This is a genomic window from Micromonospora sagamiensis (assembly GCF_014680085.1).
Classification (GTDB): Bacteria; Actinomycetota; Actinomycetes; order Mycobacteriales; family Micromonosporaceae; genus Micromonospora; species Micromonospora inyonensis.
In genome coordinates this window covers 2263169-2280404 of record NZ_AP023438.1, presented here as the reverse complement: position 1 = coordinate 2280404, position 17236 = coordinate 2263169, and the positions used below count along the sequence as shown (strand labels likewise).

At 73.0% G+C, this 17236-nt stretch carries 17 protein-coding genes; 9 read left to right on the top strand and 8 right to left on the bottom strand.

The annotated features are described in order from the left end of the window. Positions 1-163: 163 nt before the first annotated feature. Entirely contained in the window at positions 164-928 is a 765-nt protein-coding gene (locus tag IGA62_RS09640; RefSeq protein WP_145815347.1) for a maleylpyruvate isomerase N-terminal domain-containing protein, read from the bottom strand. A gap of 70 nt (positions 929-998) precedes the next feature. Between IGA62_RS09640 and IGA62_RS09635 the strand changes: the two genes are divergently transcribed. Beyond that, on the top strand, positions 999-2090 hold the full coding sequence (locus tag IGA62_RS09635) for a UDP-N-acetylmuramate dehydrogenase (protein WP_145815348.1): 1092 nt from the start codon (positions 999-1001) through the stop codon (positions 2088-2090). Between the two features lie 83 nt (positions 2091-2173). Here the strand turns inward: IGA62_RS09635 and IGA62_RS09630 are convergent, their stop codons facing one another. Further along, positions 2174-2959 (bottom strand): class I SAM-dependent methyltransferase, encoded by a 786-nt coding sequence (locus IGA62_RS09630; protein WP_145815349.1) that lies wholly within the window; start codon positions 2957-2959, stop codon positions 2174-2176. Further along, a complete protein-coding gene (locus IGA62_RS09625; RefSeq protein WP_145815350.1) occupies positions 2959-3723 on the bottom strand; it encodes an SDR family oxidoreductase in 765 nt (254 codons plus the stop codon). The genes IGA62_RS09630 and IGA62_RS09625 overlap by 1 nt, the downstream gene beginning before the upstream one ends. A 217-nt stretch (positions 3724-3940) precedes the next feature. Between IGA62_RS09625 and mshA the strand changes: the two genes are divergently transcribed. The 3 genes from mshA to IGA62_RS09610 all read left to right on the top strand — a co-directional run bounded on the left by mshA (position 3941) and on the right by IGA62_RS09610 (position 6855). Beyond that, positions 3941-5305, top strand: coding sequence for a D-inositol-3-phosphate glycosyltransferase (gene mshA, locus IGA62_RS09620; protein WP_145815351.1), 1365 nt, complete (start codon positions 3941-3943; stop codon positions 5303-5305). Positions 5306-5381: 76 nt separating this feature from the next. Then, positions 5382-5912, top strand: coding sequence for a type III secretion system chaperone family protein (locus tag IGA62_RS09615; protein WP_145815352.1), 531 nt, complete (start codon positions 5382-5384; stop codon positions 5910-5912). A gap of 220 nt (positions 5913-6132) precedes the next feature. Continuing rightward, positions 6133-6855, top strand: coding sequence for a hypothetical protein (locus IGA62_RS09610; protein WP_145815353.1), 723 nt, complete (start codon positions 6133-6135; stop codon positions 6853-6855). 519 nt (positions 6856-7374) lie between these two features. Here the strand turns inward: IGA62_RS09610 and IGA62_RS09605 are convergent. Continuing rightward, complete coding sequence (locus tag IGA62_RS09605; protein WP_145815354.1) at positions 7375-8700, bottom strand: MDR family MFS transporter; 1326 nt, start codon at positions 8698-8700, stop codon at positions 7375-7377. 153 nt (positions 8701-8853) lie between these two features. Here IGA62_RS09605 and IGA62_RS09600 point away from each other — a divergent pair, with 153 nt between their 5' ends. Beyond that, positions 8854-9621, top strand: coding sequence for a phosphoglyceromutase (locus tag IGA62_RS09600; RefSeq protein ID WP_091452333.1), 768 nt, complete (start codon positions 8854-8856; stop codon positions 9619-9621). 127 nt (positions 9622-9748) lie between these two features. Here IGA62_RS09600 and phoU read toward each other — a convergent pair whose 3' ends face one another. After that, positions 9749-10390: a phosphate signaling complex protein PhoU gene (gene phoU, locus IGA62_RS09595; protein WP_145815355.1), complete on the bottom strand. Its 642-nt coding sequence runs from the start codon at positions 10388-10390 to the stop codon at positions 9749-9751. Between the two features lie 199 nt (positions 10391-10589). Here phoU and IGA62_RS09590 point away from each other — a divergent pair, with 199 nt between their 5' ends. Continuing rightward, complete coding sequence (locus IGA62_RS09590) at positions 10590-11903, top strand: sensor histidine kinase (protein ID WP_186499704.1); 1314 nt, start codon at positions 10590-10592, stop codon at positions 11901-11903. Positions 11904-11926: 23 nt separating this feature from the next. Further along, positions 11927-12610 carry a response regulator transcription factor gene (locus IGA62_RS09585; RefSeq protein WP_145815356.1) on the top strand — a complete coding sequence of 228 codons (684 nt, stop codon included), beginning with the start codon at positions 11927-11929 and terminating at the stop codon, positions 12608-12610. 88 nt (positions 12611-12698) lie between these two features. Here the strand turns inward: IGA62_RS09585 and IGA62_RS09580 are convergent, their stop codons facing one another. Continuing rightward, the gene (locus tag IGA62_RS09580) at positions 12699-13496 is read right to left on the bottom strand and encodes a hypothetical protein (RefSeq protein WP_145815357.1); all 798 of its coding nucleotides are present in this window, start codon (positions 13494-13496) and stop codon (positions 12699-12701) included. A 73-nt stretch (positions 13497-13569) separates the two neighbouring features. Between IGA62_RS09580 and IGA62_RS09575 the strand changes: the two genes are divergently transcribed. Together IGA62_RS09575 and IGA62_RS09570 are read left to right on the top strand one after the other, a co-directional pair. Further along, complete coding sequence (locus tag IGA62_RS09575; RefSeq protein WP_145815358.1) at positions 13570-14514, top strand: Ppx/GppA phosphatase family protein; 945 nt, start codon at positions 13570-13572, stop codon at positions 14512-14514. A 78-nt stretch (positions 14515-14592) separates the two neighbouring features. Next, on the top strand, positions 14593-15399 hold the full coding sequence (locus IGA62_RS09570) for a sugar phosphate isomerase/epimerase family protein (protein WP_186499705.1): 807 nt from the start codon (positions 14593-14595) through the stop codon (positions 15397-15399). Positions 15400-15495: 96 nt separating this feature from the next. On the opposite strand, the gene IGA62_RS09565 is transcribed toward IGA62_RS09570, so the two are convergent. Both IGA62_RS09565 and IGA62_RS09560 read right to left on the bottom strand, forming a co-directional pair. Further along, entirely contained in the window at positions 15496-16047 is a 552-nt protein-coding gene (locus IGA62_RS09565; protein ID WP_145815359.1) for a CGNR zinc finger domain-containing protein, read from the bottom strand. Between the two features lie 21 nt (positions 16048-16068). Beyond that, positions 16069-17235, bottom strand: coding sequence for a glutathionylspermidine synthase family protein (locus tag IGA62_RS09560; protein ID WP_145815360.1), 1167 nt, complete (start codon positions 17233-17235; stop codon positions 16069-16071). Position 17236 lies beyond the last annotated feature (1 nt).

Sequence of the window (17236 nt, the reverse complement as noted above, 5' to 3'; positions counted from 1 at the left end):
TCTCAGGTCGGTATGTGCTGCGGCGGGTGGCCGTTAGGTGGTGGTGATGATGAGAGAGCGCTCTCTGGCAAGAGTGGTGGGTGCCGGGGGCAGTGTCAAGAGAGCGCTCTCAGAAGCTCTGACGAAAAAGGCGGGGGCAACCGCCCCCGCCTCGTCGTGGCGTTCAGGCCACCCGTAGTCCCGCCAGCAGGGAGCGGTCCCCGGTCACCTCCAGGGTGCCGAAGTCCACCCGTCCCCAGAGCGCCAGCAGCAGGTCGCTGGCGGTGCCCACCGCGTGCACCCGCGCGTGGTGGTCGTCGTGGTCGAGGATGGTGCCGGTGTCCAGCAGGGCCACCCCCTCCCCGCGCAGCCGCAGGAACCACTCCTGCCCCGCGTCGCTCGCCACCAGCTGCACCACCCCGCGCCACTGCCCCGGCACCGGGCGTCGGCCGGCCGGCAGGAAGGTGTCCAGTACCTCGCTCACCCCGTCGGCGGCGAGCTTCGCCTCGATCGGCTCACCGGCCGCGATGGCGAGCTGCGCGTCCCAGCGGTGGACAGCGGTGTCGTGTGCCGTCCGGCGCAGCCAGAAACCGGCCCGCTTCGGCTGCGGTGCCCAGTTCCACGCCGGCACCTCCGGGTCCAGGCCGTCGAAGAGCGCCAGCAGCCGGTCGTACGACTCCTGCCAGACCTGCACCGGGGTCGCGCCGGCGGGCACCTCGGGCCGCTCCGGACGCGGTGCCGCCGGCGCACCGGCGTGCCCCGCGGCGATGCGCTCCTGGGCGAACCGGTAGACCCCGGCGAGGTCCAACGCGAGGTCGGCGACCGTCCAACCGGGGCGGGAGAGGACAGGCGTCTCCGGCGGCGCCTCGGCCACGGCGGCGGCGAACGCCGGGCCCTCCGTCCGGAGCGCGCCGATCCAGAAATCCTTGCTGACGTGCATTCTGCTCATCGCGATCCTCCCGGGGTGACCGTGGCACCTGTGCCGTGTCACGGTTGTTCCCCAGCCTAGGGTGAAAGGCGTGCCAGACGTCTACGCCCAGCCGACAGCCGACACCGATTCCGCCGACGACCGTTCCCTGGCGAGATACACCACCCTGCGGCTCGGTGGGGCGGCGGATCGGCTCGTGACCGCTGCCAGCGCCGAGGAGATCGTACAGAGGGTCCAGGAGGCGCGCCGACGCGACGAGCCGGTGCTCCTCCTCGCGGGGGGCAGCAACGTGGTGATCGGCGACGTCGGGTTCGCCGGCACCGTCGTCCTCGTCCGCTCCCGGGGCTTCCGGGTGGTCGCCGAGGACGCCGACACGGTGACGGTTCGGGTCTCCGCCGGCGAGCCCTGGGACGACCTGGTCGCCACCACGGTCGCCAACGGCTGGTCCGGGGTGGAGTGCCTCTCCGGCATCCCCGGCTCGGCCGGCGCCACCCCGATCCAGAACGTCGGCGCGTACGGCCAGGAGGTCGCCGAGACGGTCACCGGCGTCCAGGTGTACGACCGCCACGACGGCAGCCTCGGTCGGATCGACGCTTCCGACTGCGGGTTCGCGTACCGGTCCAGCGTCTTCCGGTACAGCGACCGCTGGGTGGTGCTCTCGGTCGACTTCCGGCTGCACCGCTCGCCGCTGTCCACCCCGGTCCGCTACGCCGAACTGGCCCGGGCGCTCGGGGTCGAGGTCGGCGACCGGGTGCCGCTGGCCGACGCCCGCGACACGGTTCGCCGGCTGCGGGCCGGCAAGGGCATGGTGCTCGACCCGGCCGACCCGGACACCCGCTCGGTGGGCTCCTTCTTCACCAACCCGGTGCTCGACCGTGCCGCGTACGAGATGCTCCGCGAGCGCGCCGCCGACCTCGGCGAGCCGCCGTCCTGGCCCGGCGCGGGAGACGTGGTCAAGGTCAGCGCCGCCTGGCTCATCGACAAGGCCGGCTTCGCCAAGGGGCACCCGGGGCCGGAGGGGGTCGCCATCTCCGGCAAGCACACCCTGGCGCTCACCAACCGCTCCGGCACGGCCCGTACCGCCGCCCTGATCGAGCTGGCCCGGGAGATCCGGGACGGGGTGCACGACCGCTTCGGCGTCACCCTGCACCCGGAACCCGTCCTGGTCAACTGCACCGTCTGAGGTGCGCTGAGGTGGTAGCAGGGGCCCCTTGTTACCGCTTTTTGATGAGCAGGGGTCCCCTGCAACCACCCGGCGGGAGGCTGTCAGCGGGGAGCGACGGCGGACCACGGGACGGTGAGTTCGCCGAGTCGCCAGCGGCGGGGGCGGTCGAGCAGCGGCCAGCCCGCCTCCCGCAGCCCGGCCACCGTCCGCGTCCAGCGCTGCCGAGGGCCGAAGGGCGCGTACGGTGCCGCCGCCCGCCAACCGTTGTCGAGCGCCCGGATCAGATCGTGCACCCGTTCTCCGGGGACGTTGCGGTGGATCAGCGCCTTGGGCAGCCGCTCCGCCAGGGTGGCCGGGGTGTCCAGGGTGCCCAGCCGGGCGGCCAGGGTGAGCGAGTGCGGGCCGTCGGCGTCGAGCAGCACCCAGCCGCCGAGCCGGCCCAGTTCGTCGCAGGTCCCCTCGACCAGCAACCCGCCCGGGGCGAGCGCGGCGGTCATCGTCCGCCAGGCGGCGGCGACGTCGCGTTCGTCGTACTGGCGGAGCACGTTGAACGCGCGGACCAGGGCGGGTCGGAGTCCGGCCAGCTCGAAGCCGCCCCGGGCGAAGGTGAGCCGGGGCGGGTCGGCGGCGGGCGCGGCGGCGGCCACCCGGGCCGGGTCGATCTCCAGGCCGACCAGCCGTACGTCGGCGCGGACCCCGGCCGCCAGCCGGGCCCGCAGTTCCACGGCGGTGACCGGTGTCGCGCCGTAACCCAGGTCGACCACCAGCGGGTCGGCCGCCGTGCGGAGCCGGTCACCGCAGGTCGCGACGATCCAGTTGTCCACCCGGCGGAGCCGGTTCGGGTTGGTCGTTCCCCGGGTGACCACGCCCTGGGGCCGCTGCGTCACTAGACCACCCGGTGCACCTTGTGCTGGGCGGCCTGCGCCAGCGGCCGGACCACCAGGCGGTCCACGTTGACGTGCTGCGGGCGGGTGGCGCACCAGGCGATGCAGTCCGCGACGTCCTCGGCGACCAGCGGCTCGGCCACGCCGGCGTAGACCGCCGCCGCGCGCTCGGCGTCGCCGTCGAACCGGACGAGGGAGAACTCGTCGGTCCGTACCATGCCGGGATCGATCTCGATCACCCGGATCGGCCGGCCGCAGAGTTCCAGCCGGAGTGTCCCGGCGACCGCGGTCTGGGCGTGCTTCGCCGCGGTGTAGCCGCCCCCGCCCTCGTAGACGCCGAGCCCGGCGGTGGAGCTGACGATGACGATGGTGCCGCCCCCGGAGGACTCCAGGGCGGGCAGGACCGCCTGCGTCACCCGGAGCGTGCCGAGCACGTTCACGTCGTACATCCACTGCCAGTCCCCGACCGAGCCGGACTCCACCGGGTCGAGCCCCCGGGCGCCCCCGGCGTTGTTGACCAGCAGGGTGACCGGCCCGGGGGCCCGTTCGGTGGCGGCGGCCAGCCCGGCGACCGACTCGTCGGAGGTCACGTCGCAGGCGACGGCGGTGGCCGAACCACCGGCGGCGGCGATGTCGGCGACCAGGTCGGCCAGCCGGTCGGTCCGGCGGGCGGCGGCGAGCACGTGGAAGCCCTCGGTGGCGAGCCGGCGGGCGGTGGCCGCGCCGATCCCGCTCGACGCTCCGGTGACGATGGCGACAGGGGTCATCAGGCCATTGTCGTCCCCGCTCCGGTGCGCGCCCCGCGCGGCCCGGATCCGTCCGGCGGTGTCGGGATGACCTCCGTCACCGATGAGGTCCGTCACGCTCGCCGGCCGCCACGACACATTTCCCGACGCTGATCGGGAAGATGGGATCCGGCGTGCGGGTTGATGCGAGAAGCGCCGGTAGTGCGGACGGCATTCACCGTGGGTTGAGGGAGCGGACGTGGCGGAGATGCACACCGGTGTCGGTCGTCAGCGCGGTGCCCGTCCGTGGCCCCGGCCCCGGCGTATCGCCACGATCTCCGTACACACCTCACCACTGCACCAACCGGGCACCGGTGACGCGGGCGGGATGAACGTCTACGTCGTGGAGGTCGCCCGCCGGCTCGCCGCCGCCGGTGTCGAGGTCGACATCTTCACCCGGGCCACCTCCGGCGACCTGCCGCCGGTGGTCGAGATGGCGCCCGGGGTGCACGTCCGGCACGTCACGTCCGGTCCGTTGGAGGGGCTCACCAAGGAGGAGCTTCCCGGCCAGCTCTGCGCCTTCACCGCCGGGGTGCTGCGGGCCGAGGCGGCCCGCCCACCCGGCTGGTACGACCTCATCCACTCCCACTACTGGCTCTCCGGGCAGGTCGGCTGGCTGGCGAAGGAGCGCTGGGGGGTGCCGCTGGTGCACACCGCGCACACCCTGGCCAAGGTGAAGAACGCGCAGCTCGCCGCCGGGGACCGGCCCGAACCGAAGGCCCGGGTGATCGGCGAGGAACAGGTCGTCGCGGAGGCGGACCGACTGGTCGCCAACACCCGGGTCGAGGCCGGTGACCTGATCGACCGGTACGACGCCGAACCGGCCCGGGTCACCGTGGTCGAACCCGGCGTCGACCTGGACCGGTTCCGCCCCGCCACGGGCGACCCGGCCCTCGCCCGGCGCGCCGCCCGGCTCCGGCTCGGCCTGCCCGCCGAGGGGTACGTGGTCGCCTTCGTCGGCCGGATCCAACCGTTGAAGGCGCCGGACGTGCTGGTGCGCGCGGTCGCCGCGTTGCGCGACCGCGATCCGCTCCTCGCCGACCAGGTGACCGTGGCCATCGTGGGCGGCCCCAGCGGCAGTGGCCTGGACCGGCCCACCTCGTTGATCGAGCTGGCCGCCACCCTCGGGGTCACCGACCGGGTCCGCTTCCTGCCGCCGCGTACCGGGGACGACCTGCCGGCCCTGTACCGGGCCGCCGACCTGGTCGCGGTGCCGTCGTACAACGAGTCTTTCGGCCTGGTGGCTCTGGAAGCGCAGGCCTGCGGTACGCCGGTGGTGGCGGCGGCCGTCGGCGGCCTGGTGACCGCGGTCCGCGACCAGGTCAGCGGGGTGCTGGTCGACGGCCACGACCCCGCCGCCTGGGCCGGTACGTTCGGCCAGTTGCTGCCGGACCGGCCCCGGCTGACGGCGCTGGCCTGCGGTGCGGTACGGCACGCCGCGCACTTCTCGTGGGAGCGGACGGTGCACGGGCTCCTCGCCGTCTACCGGGAGACGATCGCCGACTACCGGGACCGGCTCACCTCCGAGCTGGCCGCCGACGGAGCGGTGCTCTCCTGCGGCTGACCCGCCGTCCCCCGGTGGACCGGGGGTCGGGCGGTGAACAGGGCGGTGCCGGAGCTGCGGTCGTAGAGTGGGGTCGATGAGCGCGAAGAGCGAGGTTGCCGCCCTGATCGAGGCGTACTGCGCGGAACGGGAGCTGGAGTACGAGGCGACCGGCCCCGCGTCGTACGCGGTCACCCTGCCCGGCACCCACAAGCTGAAGACGATCTGCAACCTGATCGTGGGCGACCACGCGCTGCGCGTCGAGGCGTTCGTGATGCGCCAGCCGGACGAGCGGCGCGAGGAACTCTGGGCCTGGCTGTTGCAACGCAACGCCCGCATGTACGGGGTGTCCTTCTCCATCGACACCGTCGGCGACGTGTACCTGACCGGCCGGGTCAACCTCGCCGGGCTGGACGCCGACGAGCTGGACCGGCTCCTCGGCGCGGTGCTGACCTACGCGGACGAGTCGTTCGACACGATGCTGGAGATCGGCTTCGGCACGGCGATCCGCCGGGAGTGGGAGTGGCGGGTCAAGCGGGGCGAATCGACCCGGAACCTCGACGCGTTCGCGCACCTCTTTGTCCCGTCCGCCAGCACCGGTGAACCGTCGCCCCCTGCCGGCGGCTGACGGCGCGGTCGCTCACCACGGCGCAGGTCCGGCGGCTGACCGCAGGGCGGCCTCGGGGGTTGAGGGCCCGCCACCGGGACGGGACACCCGAGGGCGGTCCGCTGTCGGTCGACGGTTGCGGGCGTCCGGTGGTTCGGATCCGGTCTGACGGGTATGCCGCACCGCGGTGCGGCACGGGGACCCACCGCGATGACGGACTGTCGAGGAGCGTGAGCGTCCCATGGCTCAGCGGAACAGCTCTGGTCGCGGGGGGACCGCGACGACGACGAGGCGACGGGCGGGGGGCCGGCAGACCGCCGCGTCGGATCTCGCGCAGCTCCGGGTGGACGAGATCCGCAAGCGGCTGCGGGCGTACGGGGTCTCGGGTATCTCCCGGCTGCGCAAGCCGGAACTCGTGCAGGCGCTGGTGAAGGCGGAGCGGAGCGGCGGGGCAGGCAAGCGGAGCACCGGGCCGTCCGGACGGGCGGCCACGGGCGGCCGGCGGAGCGCGCCGGCGCGGGCCGCGTCCACCCGCGCCAAGCAGGGCGGGCCGGAGCGGACGACGCGGACGACGGCGACGCCGACCCGAGCGGCGACCCGTACCGGACGGGCCTCGTCCCGGTCGGTCCGGTCGTCCCAGCTGATCGAATCGACCGCGGACCGGCCGGAGCGCCCCGGGCGCAGCCTGGTCACCGCCAACCACGAGGTGATCCAGCGGTGGGCGCGGGCGCGCGGAGCGAAGCCAGCCACCATCGCCGGTACTGAGCGCGACGGTCGGGTCGGGGTGCTGACGTTCGACTTCCCCGGCTACCGGGAGAGCCGGCGGCTGCGCCAGATCACCTGGAACGAGTGGTTCCGGACCTTCGACGAGCGGCGGCTCAACCTCATCTACCAGGAACAGTTGCGGGACGGCCGACCCAGCAACTTCTTCCGGACCGAGTCACCCGATCGGGAAGACGCGTGACTCGTTTACCGGAATGCGGGGCGGGTATGCCGATGTTGTCAACGGTGGAGTCAGGTAACCGGCTGTGACCGGTGAGACAGCCGGAAACGGTTGTCTTCGGAAACTGACCCAACTAGCTTTATTGCCCTACGCCACGCTTGGAAACGTTCGGGGGAGCGGCGGATCGAGCAGATCCGCGCACCAGGTGTGACGTAGGGGACGGGTGGAGCAACGCCGTTGGGGGACGGTGTCCACCTGTTGAACCGGCGGCGCGAGCGGGCGACGCTTACGGGGGTGAGTGTCGCCCGCCGCCGCCGGGTGACCACGCGGGCGTTCAATCCGACCAGGTCGGGCTGGACGCCCGCTGTCGCGTCCGGGGCCCCGTCGGGTCCAGCGCTCCGACCGCGCGGGAGCGGTCCAGCGGTCCGACTGCGCGGAGGCGGCCTCAGCGGTCCGACCGCGCGGGAGCGGTCCAGCGGTCCGACCGCGCGGAGGCGGCCTCAGCGCTCCGACCGCGCGGAGGCGGCCCAGCGGCCCCGGTCAGCGGGCGGCGGAGGGTTCGGCCGGGGCGGTCGCCGCCGCCTCCGCGGCCTGCGGGGCGGGTGGCACGAGGAGAGTGGCCGGCTCGGCCGGCGGGGCGGCAGGCGGGCGCAACGCGACGGCCCGGCGTTCCCGGGCCGGCCCGGAGAGCAGGTGGGCGGCGGCGGTGACCCCGCCGATCGCGGCACAGCCCAGCCAGAGCGTGACGTTGCCCGCCTCCTGCCGGACCAGGCCGCCGAGGATCGGCGCAGCGGCCCCGGCGATCTGCCAGGAGAGCGAGAACACGCCCTGGTAACGGCCGCGCAGCTCGGCCGGGGAGAGTTCGGCGATCAGCGTGGAGTTCGACGGGGAGTTGAGCATCTCGCCGAGCGTCCAGATCAGCACGGTGAGCCCGTAGAACCAGGCCGCTTCGGCGAAGGCGGTCAGCCCGAAGCCGACGGCCATCACGACCGAGGCGAGGGCGAGCACGTGGGAGCGGCTGCGACCCCGGATCAGCCGGGGGACGAAGAGCTGCCCCGCCACGATCAGGACGCCGTTGAGCGCGATCACCGACCCGTACGTCGAGGTGGAGAGGCCGTCCTCGCCCATGGCGATCGGCAGCATCGAGATGTGCTGGAGGAAGACCAGCGCGCTGAGCAGGTTGAGCGCCACGAAGCCGAGGTAGATCCGGTCGGTGAGGATAGTGCGCAGGGCACCTCGGGACACGGTCGCGCCGCTGCTGGGCACGGCCACGCTCGGTTGCCGGGTCTCCCGCACCTTGACGAAGATGACCACGGCGGTGGTCAGCGTGGTGGCGGCGTCGATCACGAAGAGCAGCAGGTAGTCGACCTCGGCGGCGAGCCCGGCGAGCACGGCGGCGCTGGCGAAGCCGAGGTTGATGGCCCAGTAGTTGAGCGAGAAGGCGCGCAGCCGGTCCCGCTCCGGCACCACGTCGATCATCATCGCCCCGAAGGCCGGCCGGGAGGCCTCGGCGAAGAGGCCGAGCAGGAGCGCCCCGGTCGCCACCGCCCACAGCGGGCGGGCGAAGCCCAGCGCCAGCATCATGCTGGCCGCGCCGACGTGGGCGGTGAGCAGGGTCGGCTTACGCCCCCAGCGGTCGGTGAGCATCCCGCCGATGGTCGTGCCGACCGCGCCACCGACACCCCAGAGCCCCAGCACCAGGCCGGCCTGGAGTTCGGAGAAGCCGCGCTCCTGGGTCAGGTAGATGGCGAGGAAGATCAGGACGAACGAACCGAGCCGGTTGATCAGGGTGCCGGCCCAGAGATACCAGAAGGTGGCGGGTAGGCCGCCGGTCGTCTCCCGGAACCAGCCCCGTACCGTCCGCACGCTCGCGCCCCCGATTTCGTAATGACCGTTCCATCTGTGGTGCCTTACGCAACCTAGTCCCGCGTCCCCGCGCAGGTCATCCGCTTTTCCACGTGGTGGTCGTCACCACCTCCCGCCGCGTGTCCGGCCCACGGTTCGGGCAGGATGATCCCCATGACTGCGAGCGAAGGGCCCACGGTCGGGACGCTGGTCCTGCTGCGGCACGGCGAGAGCGACTGGAACGCCAAGAACCTCTTCACCGGCTGGGTCGACGTCGACCTGACCGCCAAGGGTGAGGCCGAGGCGCGCCGCGGCGGCGAGCTGCTGCGCGAGCACGGCCTGCTCCCCGACGTCGTGCACACCAGCCTGCTGCGCCGGGCGATCCGGACCGCCGAGCTGGCGCTGCACGCCGCCGACCGGCACTGGATCGCGACGCGTCGGTCGTGGCGGCTCAACGAGCGCCACTACGGCGCCCTTCAGGGCAAGAACAAGAAGCAGACCCTCGACGAGTACGGCGAGGAGCAGTTCATGCTCTGGCGCCGCTCGTACGACACCCCGCCGCCGCCGATCGACGACGCCGACGAGTGGTCGCAGGTCGGTGACCCCCGGTACGCGCTGCTGCCCACCGAGCTGATGCCGCGCACCGAGTGCCTCAAGGACGTCGTCGAGCGCATGCTGCCGTACTGGTACGACTCGATCGTGCCGGACATCCTCGCCGGCCGGACGGTGCTGGTGGCGGCGCACGGCAATTCGCTGCGCGCCCTGGTCAAGCACCTGGACCAGGTCTCCGACGAGGCGATCGCCAAGCTGAACATCCCCACCGGGATCCCGCTGCGCTACGACCTCGACCCGCAGCTGCGTCCGCTCACGCTGGGCGGCACCTATCTCGACCCGACCGCCGCCAGGGACGCCGCCGCGGCCGTCGCCAACCAGGGCCGCTGACCGCTCCCACAGCTCGACGGTGGTCGCCCCCGAGGGCGGTTCGCCTCGGTTCGTTGGTAGCAGGGGCCCCTTGTTACCGCTTTTTGGGTAGCAGGGGGCCCCTGCAAACACCCGGGGCGGGCGGTGCTCAGACCGTCTCGCCGGTGACCAGGTAGACCACGTGCTCGCCGGCGTTCACCGCGTGGTCGGCGAAGCGCTCGTAGAACCGGCCCAGCAGCGTGGCGTCGATCGCCGTCTCGACCCCGTACGGCCAGGCGTCGTCGAGCAGCACCCCGAAGAGGCTGCGGTGCAGGTCGTCCATGGCGTCGTCGTCGCGGTCCAGTTCGGCGGCGAGGTCCGCGTCCGGGTCCGCCAGCACCGAGCCGATCTTCCCGGCCATCCGGTCCGCGATCTCGGCCATGTCGGTGAAGATCGGTCGCAGTTCGGCGGGAACGGCGGGGGAGGGGTGCCGCCGCAGCGCGGTCTTGGCGACGTGGTCGGCGAGGTCACCCATCCGCTCCAGATCGGCCGCGACGTGCAGCGCGGTGATCACCGCCCGCAGGTCCGAGGCGACCGGGGCCTGCCGGGCGAGCAGCTCGCAGACCCGCTCCTCGACGTCCCGGTAGAGACCGTCGATCTCGGCGTCCCGCGCGATCACGACCTCGGCCGCCCTCCGGTCGGCGGTGAGCAGCGCCCGGGTGGCCTGCCGCATGGCGGCGCGGATTCCCTCGGCCATGTCCACGAGCAGCTGGCCGACGGTCTGTAGTTCGGCCCGGAACTCGTCACGCATCGTCACGTCCCTGTGGTCGGGTGCCGCCCTGCGGTCGCGGCGGCGCGGGTGGGTGCGGCCAACCGTAGGGCCGGGGAGGCGGAGCCGAGGTGAACCTCGGTGAACGTCCACCGTCAGGACGGTGAACACTCCCGGAAGTGAGAGTGATTCGCCCCATTCTGCACGGTTGCCAGGTGAACAATGACCCTACGATCGCCGGGTGGACTGGGCAACGACGGTCGGCGCGGTGCTGGCCCTGGTGATCGGGCTGGTCATCGGGCTCCTGCTGGCCCGGTACGCCCTCCGGCCGCGCGCCCCGCGCACGAGCGCCGCAGGACCCGGGTGGAACACGGCAGGGAGGCCCGCGATGCCCGACGACCAGCAGGCAGGCCTCTCCGGGCTCGGCCGGAGAACGATCGACTCGCTCCGGGCCGGTGTGGTCGTGCTCGACGCCGACGACCAGCCGGTGCTGGTCAACCCGGCGGCCCGGGCGATGGGGCTGCTCCGGACCGGTACCACCCCCGGCTCGATGGCCGCCCACCCGTTGATCCGTACCCTGGCGGGGCAGGTGCGGCGCACCGGCGTGCGTCGCGAGATCGAGCTCGACCTGCCCCGGGGTCGCGACAACGTCGGACCGGACCCGCTCGGGGTGCACCTGCGGGCGATGGGCATCGGCGGTGGTCACGTGGCCGTCGAGGCCGTCGACGTGACCGAGTCGCACCGCCTCGCCCGGGTCCGCCGTGACTTCGTGGCCAACGTCAGCCACGAGCTGAAGACCCCGATCGGCGCGCTGCAACTGCTCGCCGAAGCCCTGCTCGACGCCACCGAACCGGCGGGACCGACCATCGCCGGAGCGGTCGGTCCGACCGCCGCCGACCGTTCGGCGGACGTGGCGGCCGCCCGCCGGTTCGCCGAACGGATCCAGCACGAGTCGACCCGGCTGGGGCGGCTGGTGCAGGAGCTGCTGGAACTGACCCGGTTGCAGGGCGCCGAGCCGCAGCCCGCCCCCGAACCGGTGGCGGTGGACTGGGTCGTCGCCGAGGTGCTCGACCGGACGCGTACCACGGCCGCCGCCCGCCGGGTGGCCGTCGCCGTCGCGGGCGAGCGGGGCCTGACCGTGTACGGCAACGACAACCAGATTGCCACGGCCGTGGCGAACCTGGTGGAGAACGCGATCATCTACTCCGGCGAGGACACCACGGTCACCGTCACGGTCGGTAGCGGCGACGAGCACGTCCAGATCGCCGTCGCGGACCAGGGCATCGGTATCGCCCCGACCGACGTAGACCGGATCTTCGAGCGGTTCTACCGTGCTGACCAGGCCCGTTCCCGCTCCACCGGTGGCACCGGCCTGGGTCTGGCCATCGTCAAGCACATCGCCAGCAACCATGGCGGACGGGTCGAGGTGTCGAGCACTCTTGGTGGTGGCTCGACGTTCACCCTCCGGCTGCCCGCCCGTCCGCCGGACGACCTGGCGGCGACACTCCAGTCCGCTGAGATCGAGGCCGGCCCGGCCGAGCTCCGGCAGGTCTGACCGTACCGAAAGGAAAACCCCTGGTGAGCCGCGTTCTGGTGGTCGAGGACGAGGAGTCCTTCTCCGACGCCCTGTCGTACATGCTCCGGAAGGAGGGCTTCGAGGTGTCGGTCGCCGCGACCGGGACGTCCGCCCTCACCGAGTTCGACCGGACGGGCGCGGACATCGTCCTGCTCGACCTGATGCTCCCGGAGATGTCCGGTACGGAGGTGTGCCGCCAGCTCCGCCAGCGGTCCCACGTGCCGATCATCATGGTCACCGCCCGGGACAGCGAGATCGACAAGGTGGTCGGCCTGGAGATCGGGGCGGACGACTACGTCACCAAGCCGTACTCGCCCCGGGAGCTGGTCGCCCGGATCCGGGCGGTGCTGCGGCGGCAGAGCGTCGAGGCCGCCGAGCCCGGTGGGCCGACGCTGGCCGCCGGCCCGGTCCGGATGGACATCGAACGGCACGTGGTGACCGTCGACGGCGCGGCGGTGCAGCTGCCGCTCAAGGAGTTCGAGCTGCTGGAGCTGTTGCTGCGTAACGCCGGCCGGGTGCTCACCCGGGGCCAGTTGATCGACCGGGTCTGGGGCGCGGACTACGTCGGCGACACCAAGACCCTCGACGTGCACGTCAAGCGGCTGCGCTCGAAGGTCGAGCCGGAGCCGTCCGCGCCGCGCTTCATCATCACGGTGCGCGGCCTCGGCTACAAGTTCGAGCCGTAGGCGGAACGGGTGAGGTGGTAGCAGGGGACCCCTGCTCCTCAAAAAGCGGTAACAGGGGACCCCTGCTACCACCTCAGCGGCGCGGCGCTCAGGCCGGGCTGGCCGGGTGGGGGGCGACCAGGCCCTGCCGGTGGCGTGCCGCGCACAGTTCGGCGAGCCTCACGTACGCGGGCTCGCCGATCAGCGCGGTCAGCTCCGGCCCGTACGACAGGTACATCGGCTCGCCGCCGACGTGTGCCTCCGGCGACGAGGTGCACCACCAGTCCAGGTCGTGCCCGCCGGAGCCCCAGCCCCGCCGGTCGAACTCGGCCAGCGTGGTCACCAGCACCCTGGTGTTGTCCGGCCGCTTGCTCCACTCCTGGTCCCGCCGGATCGGCAGCTGCCAGCAGACGTCCGGCTTGTACTCCAGCGGGTGCGCCCCGTCCCGCAGCGCCTGGGCGTGCAGCGCGCAGCCGCCCCCGGCCGGGAAGTCGGCGTCGTTGAGGAAGACGCACGGGCCGTCGACGCTCCGGGTGGCGGTCCGCCGGGCCGGGTTGTCACCGTCGATGGTGTCCACCTCGGTCCAGTTCTTGAACCCGCGCCGGTGGTGCTGCCAGGTCTGCGGCGTCAGCCGCTTCGCGGCGGCCCGCACCCGCTTCTCGTCGTCCGCGTCGGTGAAGAACGCGCCGTGCGAGCAGCATCCGTCCGCGGCCCGGCCGGCGACGATGCCGTGACAGCCCCGGCCGAAGACACACGTCCAGCGGGAGAGCAGCCAGGTCAGGTCCGCGCGGACGACGTGCCGGTCGTCGGCCGGGTCGACGAACTCGATCCACTCGCGGGGGAAATCCAGCGGCACCTCCCGGCTGCGGGGGTCCACCGGGTCGTCCACCAGGACTCGGATCTCCATCCGGCCAGCCTACGCCGGGTGCGGCCACCCGGCAGGCGAGCCGCGTACGCGTACGGGCTCTAGGGTCTTCACCATGCGACTGGGTGTCCTCGACGTCGGTTCCAACACGGTCCACCTGTTGGTGGTGGACGCGCACCGCGGTGCCCACCCGTGGCCGGCGCACTCCGAGAAGGTGGTGCTCCGCCTCGCCGAGCAGCTCGGGCCGGACGGGGCGCTGACCCGGGCCGGGGCGGACGCGTTGGTCGAGGCGGTCGGCACGGCGCGGCAGGCGACCGTCGACCTGGCCACCGACGATCTGATCGCCTTCGCCACCTCCGCCGTCCGCGACGCCACCAACGCCACCGAGGTGCTGGCCCGGGTCCGGGACGAGGCCGGCGTACGCCTGGAGGTGCTGGCCGGGGCGGACGAGGCGCGGCTGACCTTCCTGGCGGTGCGGCGGTGGTTCGGCTGGTCCGCCGGCCGGCTGCTGGTGCTGGACATCGGCGGCGGCTCGCTGGAGGTGGCCGCCGGGATCGACGAGGACCCGGACGTGGCGGTGTCCCTGCCGCTCGGCGCGGGTCGGCTGACCCGTGAGCGGCTCGGGGTCGACCCGAGCACCACCACCCCGCCCTCGCCTGAGGTCGTCGACGAGCTGCGGGAGTACGTCGACACGATGCTGGACCCGGTGGTCGAGCAGATGACGCGGGTGGGTTGGGAACGGCCGGTCGCCACCTCCAAGACGTTCCGGACCCTGGCCCGGCTGGCCGGGGCGGCCCCGTCGGGCGCCGGTCTCTGGGCACCCCGTCGGCTCACCCGTACCGGGCTCCGCCAGGTGCTCACCTTCATCCGGCACATCCCGCCGGCTCAGCTCGCCGGTGTGGAGGGGGTCAGCACCGGCCGTTCGCACCAGCTCCTGGCCGGGGCGGTGGTGGCCGAGGCGGTGCTCCGCCGGCTGGACGTCGAGGCCCTGGACGTCTGCCCCTGGGCGCTGCGGGAGGGGGTCATCCTCCGCCGGCTGGATCAGCTCGAGACAGCGTGATTTCGGACTTGGAATGTTACGAGCGGTTTGCGACTGCTCGTCACGATGCCCCCGTCGGCGCGGGCTACCCTGGTTGACGTGACTTCCCGCGTCCCGGTGCTCCTCTCCAGCTCCTCAGTCTTCCCCGAGCCGACCGCGGCGGCGTTCCAGTTGGCCGCGGCGCTCGGCTACGACGGCGTCGAGGTGATGGTCTGGACGGACGCCGTCAGCCAGGACGCCGGTGCGCTGCGCGGCCTCGCGGCGCACTACGGCGTGCCGGTCCTGTCGGTGCACGCGCCCTGCCTCCTGGTCACCCAGCGGGTGTGGAGCCCCGACCCGTGGGAGCGGCTACGGAAGGCGGCCGAGCTGGCCGAGAGCCTGGAAGCCCCGACCGTGGTCGTCCACCCGCCCTTCACCTGGCAGCGCGACTACGCCCGGGGCTTCGCCGACGGCATCGCGGAGATCGGCCAACGGCACGGCGGGCTGCGGTTCGCGGTGGAGAACATGTACCCGGTGCGGATGGCGGGACGGCAGTTCGTGCCGTACCTGCCCGGCTGGGATCCGACCGACACGGGGTACGACGCGTACACCCTCGACCTGTCGCACTGCGCCGCCTCGCACACCGACGCGCTGGCGATGGCCGACCGGATGGGTGACCGGCTGGCCCACGTCCACCTCGGCGACGGCACCGGCGAGGGGCGCGACGAGCACCTGGTGCCGGGGCGCGGCACCCAGCCCTGCGCCGAGCTGCTCTCCTCGCTGGCCGGCCGGGGCTTCACCGGTTCGGTGGCGGTGGAGGTGGCCACCCGGGGCGCGAAGAGTCGCGCGGTCCGCGAGGCCGACCTGCGCGCCGCCCTCGACTTCGCCCGCCAGCACCTCGCCGCCCCGTCTCCGGTCGACGCCTGAGTCAGCCGGCCGCGCCCGAGCCGGCTGAGCCGCGCCGCGTAGCCGGGTCCGCGCCGCATAGCCGGACCTGGACGCGCCGGGCCTGGGCGCGGCGGGTCAGCTGACCGACGTGAGGGGCTGCTCGACGGTGGCGGCGCGCTTGCGGGCCCGGTGGGCGGCCACGTGGGACCGGGTGGCGCAGCGTTCCGAGCAGAACCGCCGGCAGCAGTTGGACGACGTGTCCAGGTACACGTTGCCGCACCGCTCGTCGGCGCAGACCCCGAACCGGGCGCTGCCGTACTCGCAGAGCCACACCGCCAGCCCCCAGACCGCGCCGGCCAGGTAGTCGACGGCGACCGAGGCGCCCCGGCTCGCCGGGTGCATGTGCCAGTCGCTGGAGTCGTGCCCGGAGATGTGCGGGTGCACCGGGTACGCCTCCAGCAGGGCGTTCAGCTCGGCGACCGCCTCGGCGTCCTGCCCGGAGGCGCCGTACTCGAAGACACCACGCAGCCGTTTCCGTGCCCGGCGGAAGGTCGCCAGATCCCGTTCCGTGATCTCTTCGCGCAGCCCCGCGTCGTCACCGGGGAGCAGGGATTGCAGGTCGTCGAGGTCGTCCAGGCGGGCGTTGACGAGGTCAACGCCGTTTCGGGCGTACGCGTCGAAGTTCACCCCTCAACGGTAGACGACTCGTCAGGCGCGTGGCGTATCGATGTAGTGGGGCAGGAACCGGGCGTAGCCGTCGGTGATCAGGCTCTCGCTCTCCCGGATGCCCGCGCCGGCCGACTCGCCGTCGACGATCCAGCTGCCCAGCACCACCCGGTTGCCGTCGAACTCCGGCAGCGCCCGGAACTCCTGGTAGCACCAGCCCTCGTCGCCGTAGATGCCCGGGTTGCTGATCTCGGCACCGCCGGCCGTGACGATCCGGACCGACCCACCCTCCCGGCCGAGCAGGGGCTTGACCACGTACTCGTCCATCCCCCGGGGCGAGTCGAGGTACGCCGGGAGCAGCAGCTCGTGCCCGGGGTACAGCTCCCAGAGGACGGCCAGCAGCGCCTTGTTGGAGAGCAGCAGCTTCCAGGCGGGCTCGATCCAGGTGGTCGGCGTGCCCGGCTCCAGGGCGAGCCGCCCGTACGGCTCGGCGACCATCCACTCCCAGGGGTAGAGCTTGAAACAGGTGGTGATCGGCCGGTCGAACCGGTCGACGAAGCGGCGGCCGTCCCAGCCGATCTCCTGGATCGGCATCAGCTCGGCCTTGAGCCCGGCCTGCCGGGCACACTCGGCGAGGTAGCCGGCGGTCATCTGGTCCTCGCCGGAGTCCTCCTCCCGCGACCAGAACACGTGCACGGTGGGGTCGTGCAGGTCCCGGCCGATCCGGTGCCAGGCGGCCACCAGCCGTTCGTGCAGGCTGTTCCACTGGTCCAGGTCGGGCCGGGTCTGCTCCAGCCAGTACCACTGGATGATGCCCGCCTCGACCAGGCTGGTGGGGGTGTCGGCGTTGTACTCCAGCAACTTCGGCGGCCAGGAGCCGTCGTACCAGAGGTCGAACCGGCCGTAGAGGCTGGGCGGGCGCTCGCGCAGCGACCGGGCCACCGCCTCGGCCGCCCACGCCGGGATGCCGAAGTCGGCGTACCGGTGGCGGGCCACCACGTGCTCGGCGGCGGCGACCGACATCCGGTGCAGCTCCTCGGTCGCCTCCTCCAGCCGGAGCACCTCGGCCAGGTCGAAGGCGTACGCCGCGGTCTCGTCCCAGTACGACATGAGTTCGCCGTCGGGCAGCTCGGTCTCGGCGTAGACCAGCCCCTGCTCGCGGATCGTCTCCCGCCAGCCGGGCCGGGGCGCGCGGGTCTCCCGGCGCACG

Excerpts from the sequence above, each read along its gene's own strand:
- IGA62_RS09580 (WP_145815357.1), bottom strand. The coding sequence starts at position 13,496 with ATGGAGATCCGAGTCCTGGTGGACGACCCGGTGGACCCCCGCAGCCGG.
- IGA62_RS09625 (WP_145815350.1), bottom strand. The coding sequence starts at position 3,723 with ATGACCCCTGTCGCCATCGTCACCGGAGCGTCGAGCGGGATCGGCGCG.
- IGA62_RS09575 (WP_145815358.1), top strand. The coding sequence starts at position 13,570 with ATGCGACTGGGTGTCCTCGACGTCGGTTCCAACACGGTCCACCTGTTG.
- IGA62_RS09600 (WP_091452333.1), top strand. The coding sequence starts at position 8,854 with ATGACTGCGAGCGAAGGGCCCACGGTCGGGACGCTGGTCCTGCTGCGG.
- IGA62_RS09610 (WP_145815353.1), top strand. The coding sequence starts at position 6,133 with ATGGCTCAGCGGAACAGCTCTGGTCGCGGGGGGACCGCGACGACGACG.
- phoU (WP_145815355.1), bottom strand. The coding sequence starts at position 10,390 with ATGCGTGACGAGTTCCGGGCCGAACTACAGACCGTCGGCCAGCTGCTC.
- IGA62_RS09640 (WP_145815347.1), bottom strand. The coding sequence starts at position 928 with ATGAGCAGAATGCACGTCAGCAAGGATTTCTGGATCGGCGCGCTCCGG.
- IGA62_RS09615 (WP_145815352.1), top strand. The coding sequence starts at position 5,382 with ATGAGCGCGAAGAGCGAGGTTGCCGCCCTGATCGAGGCGTACTGCGCG.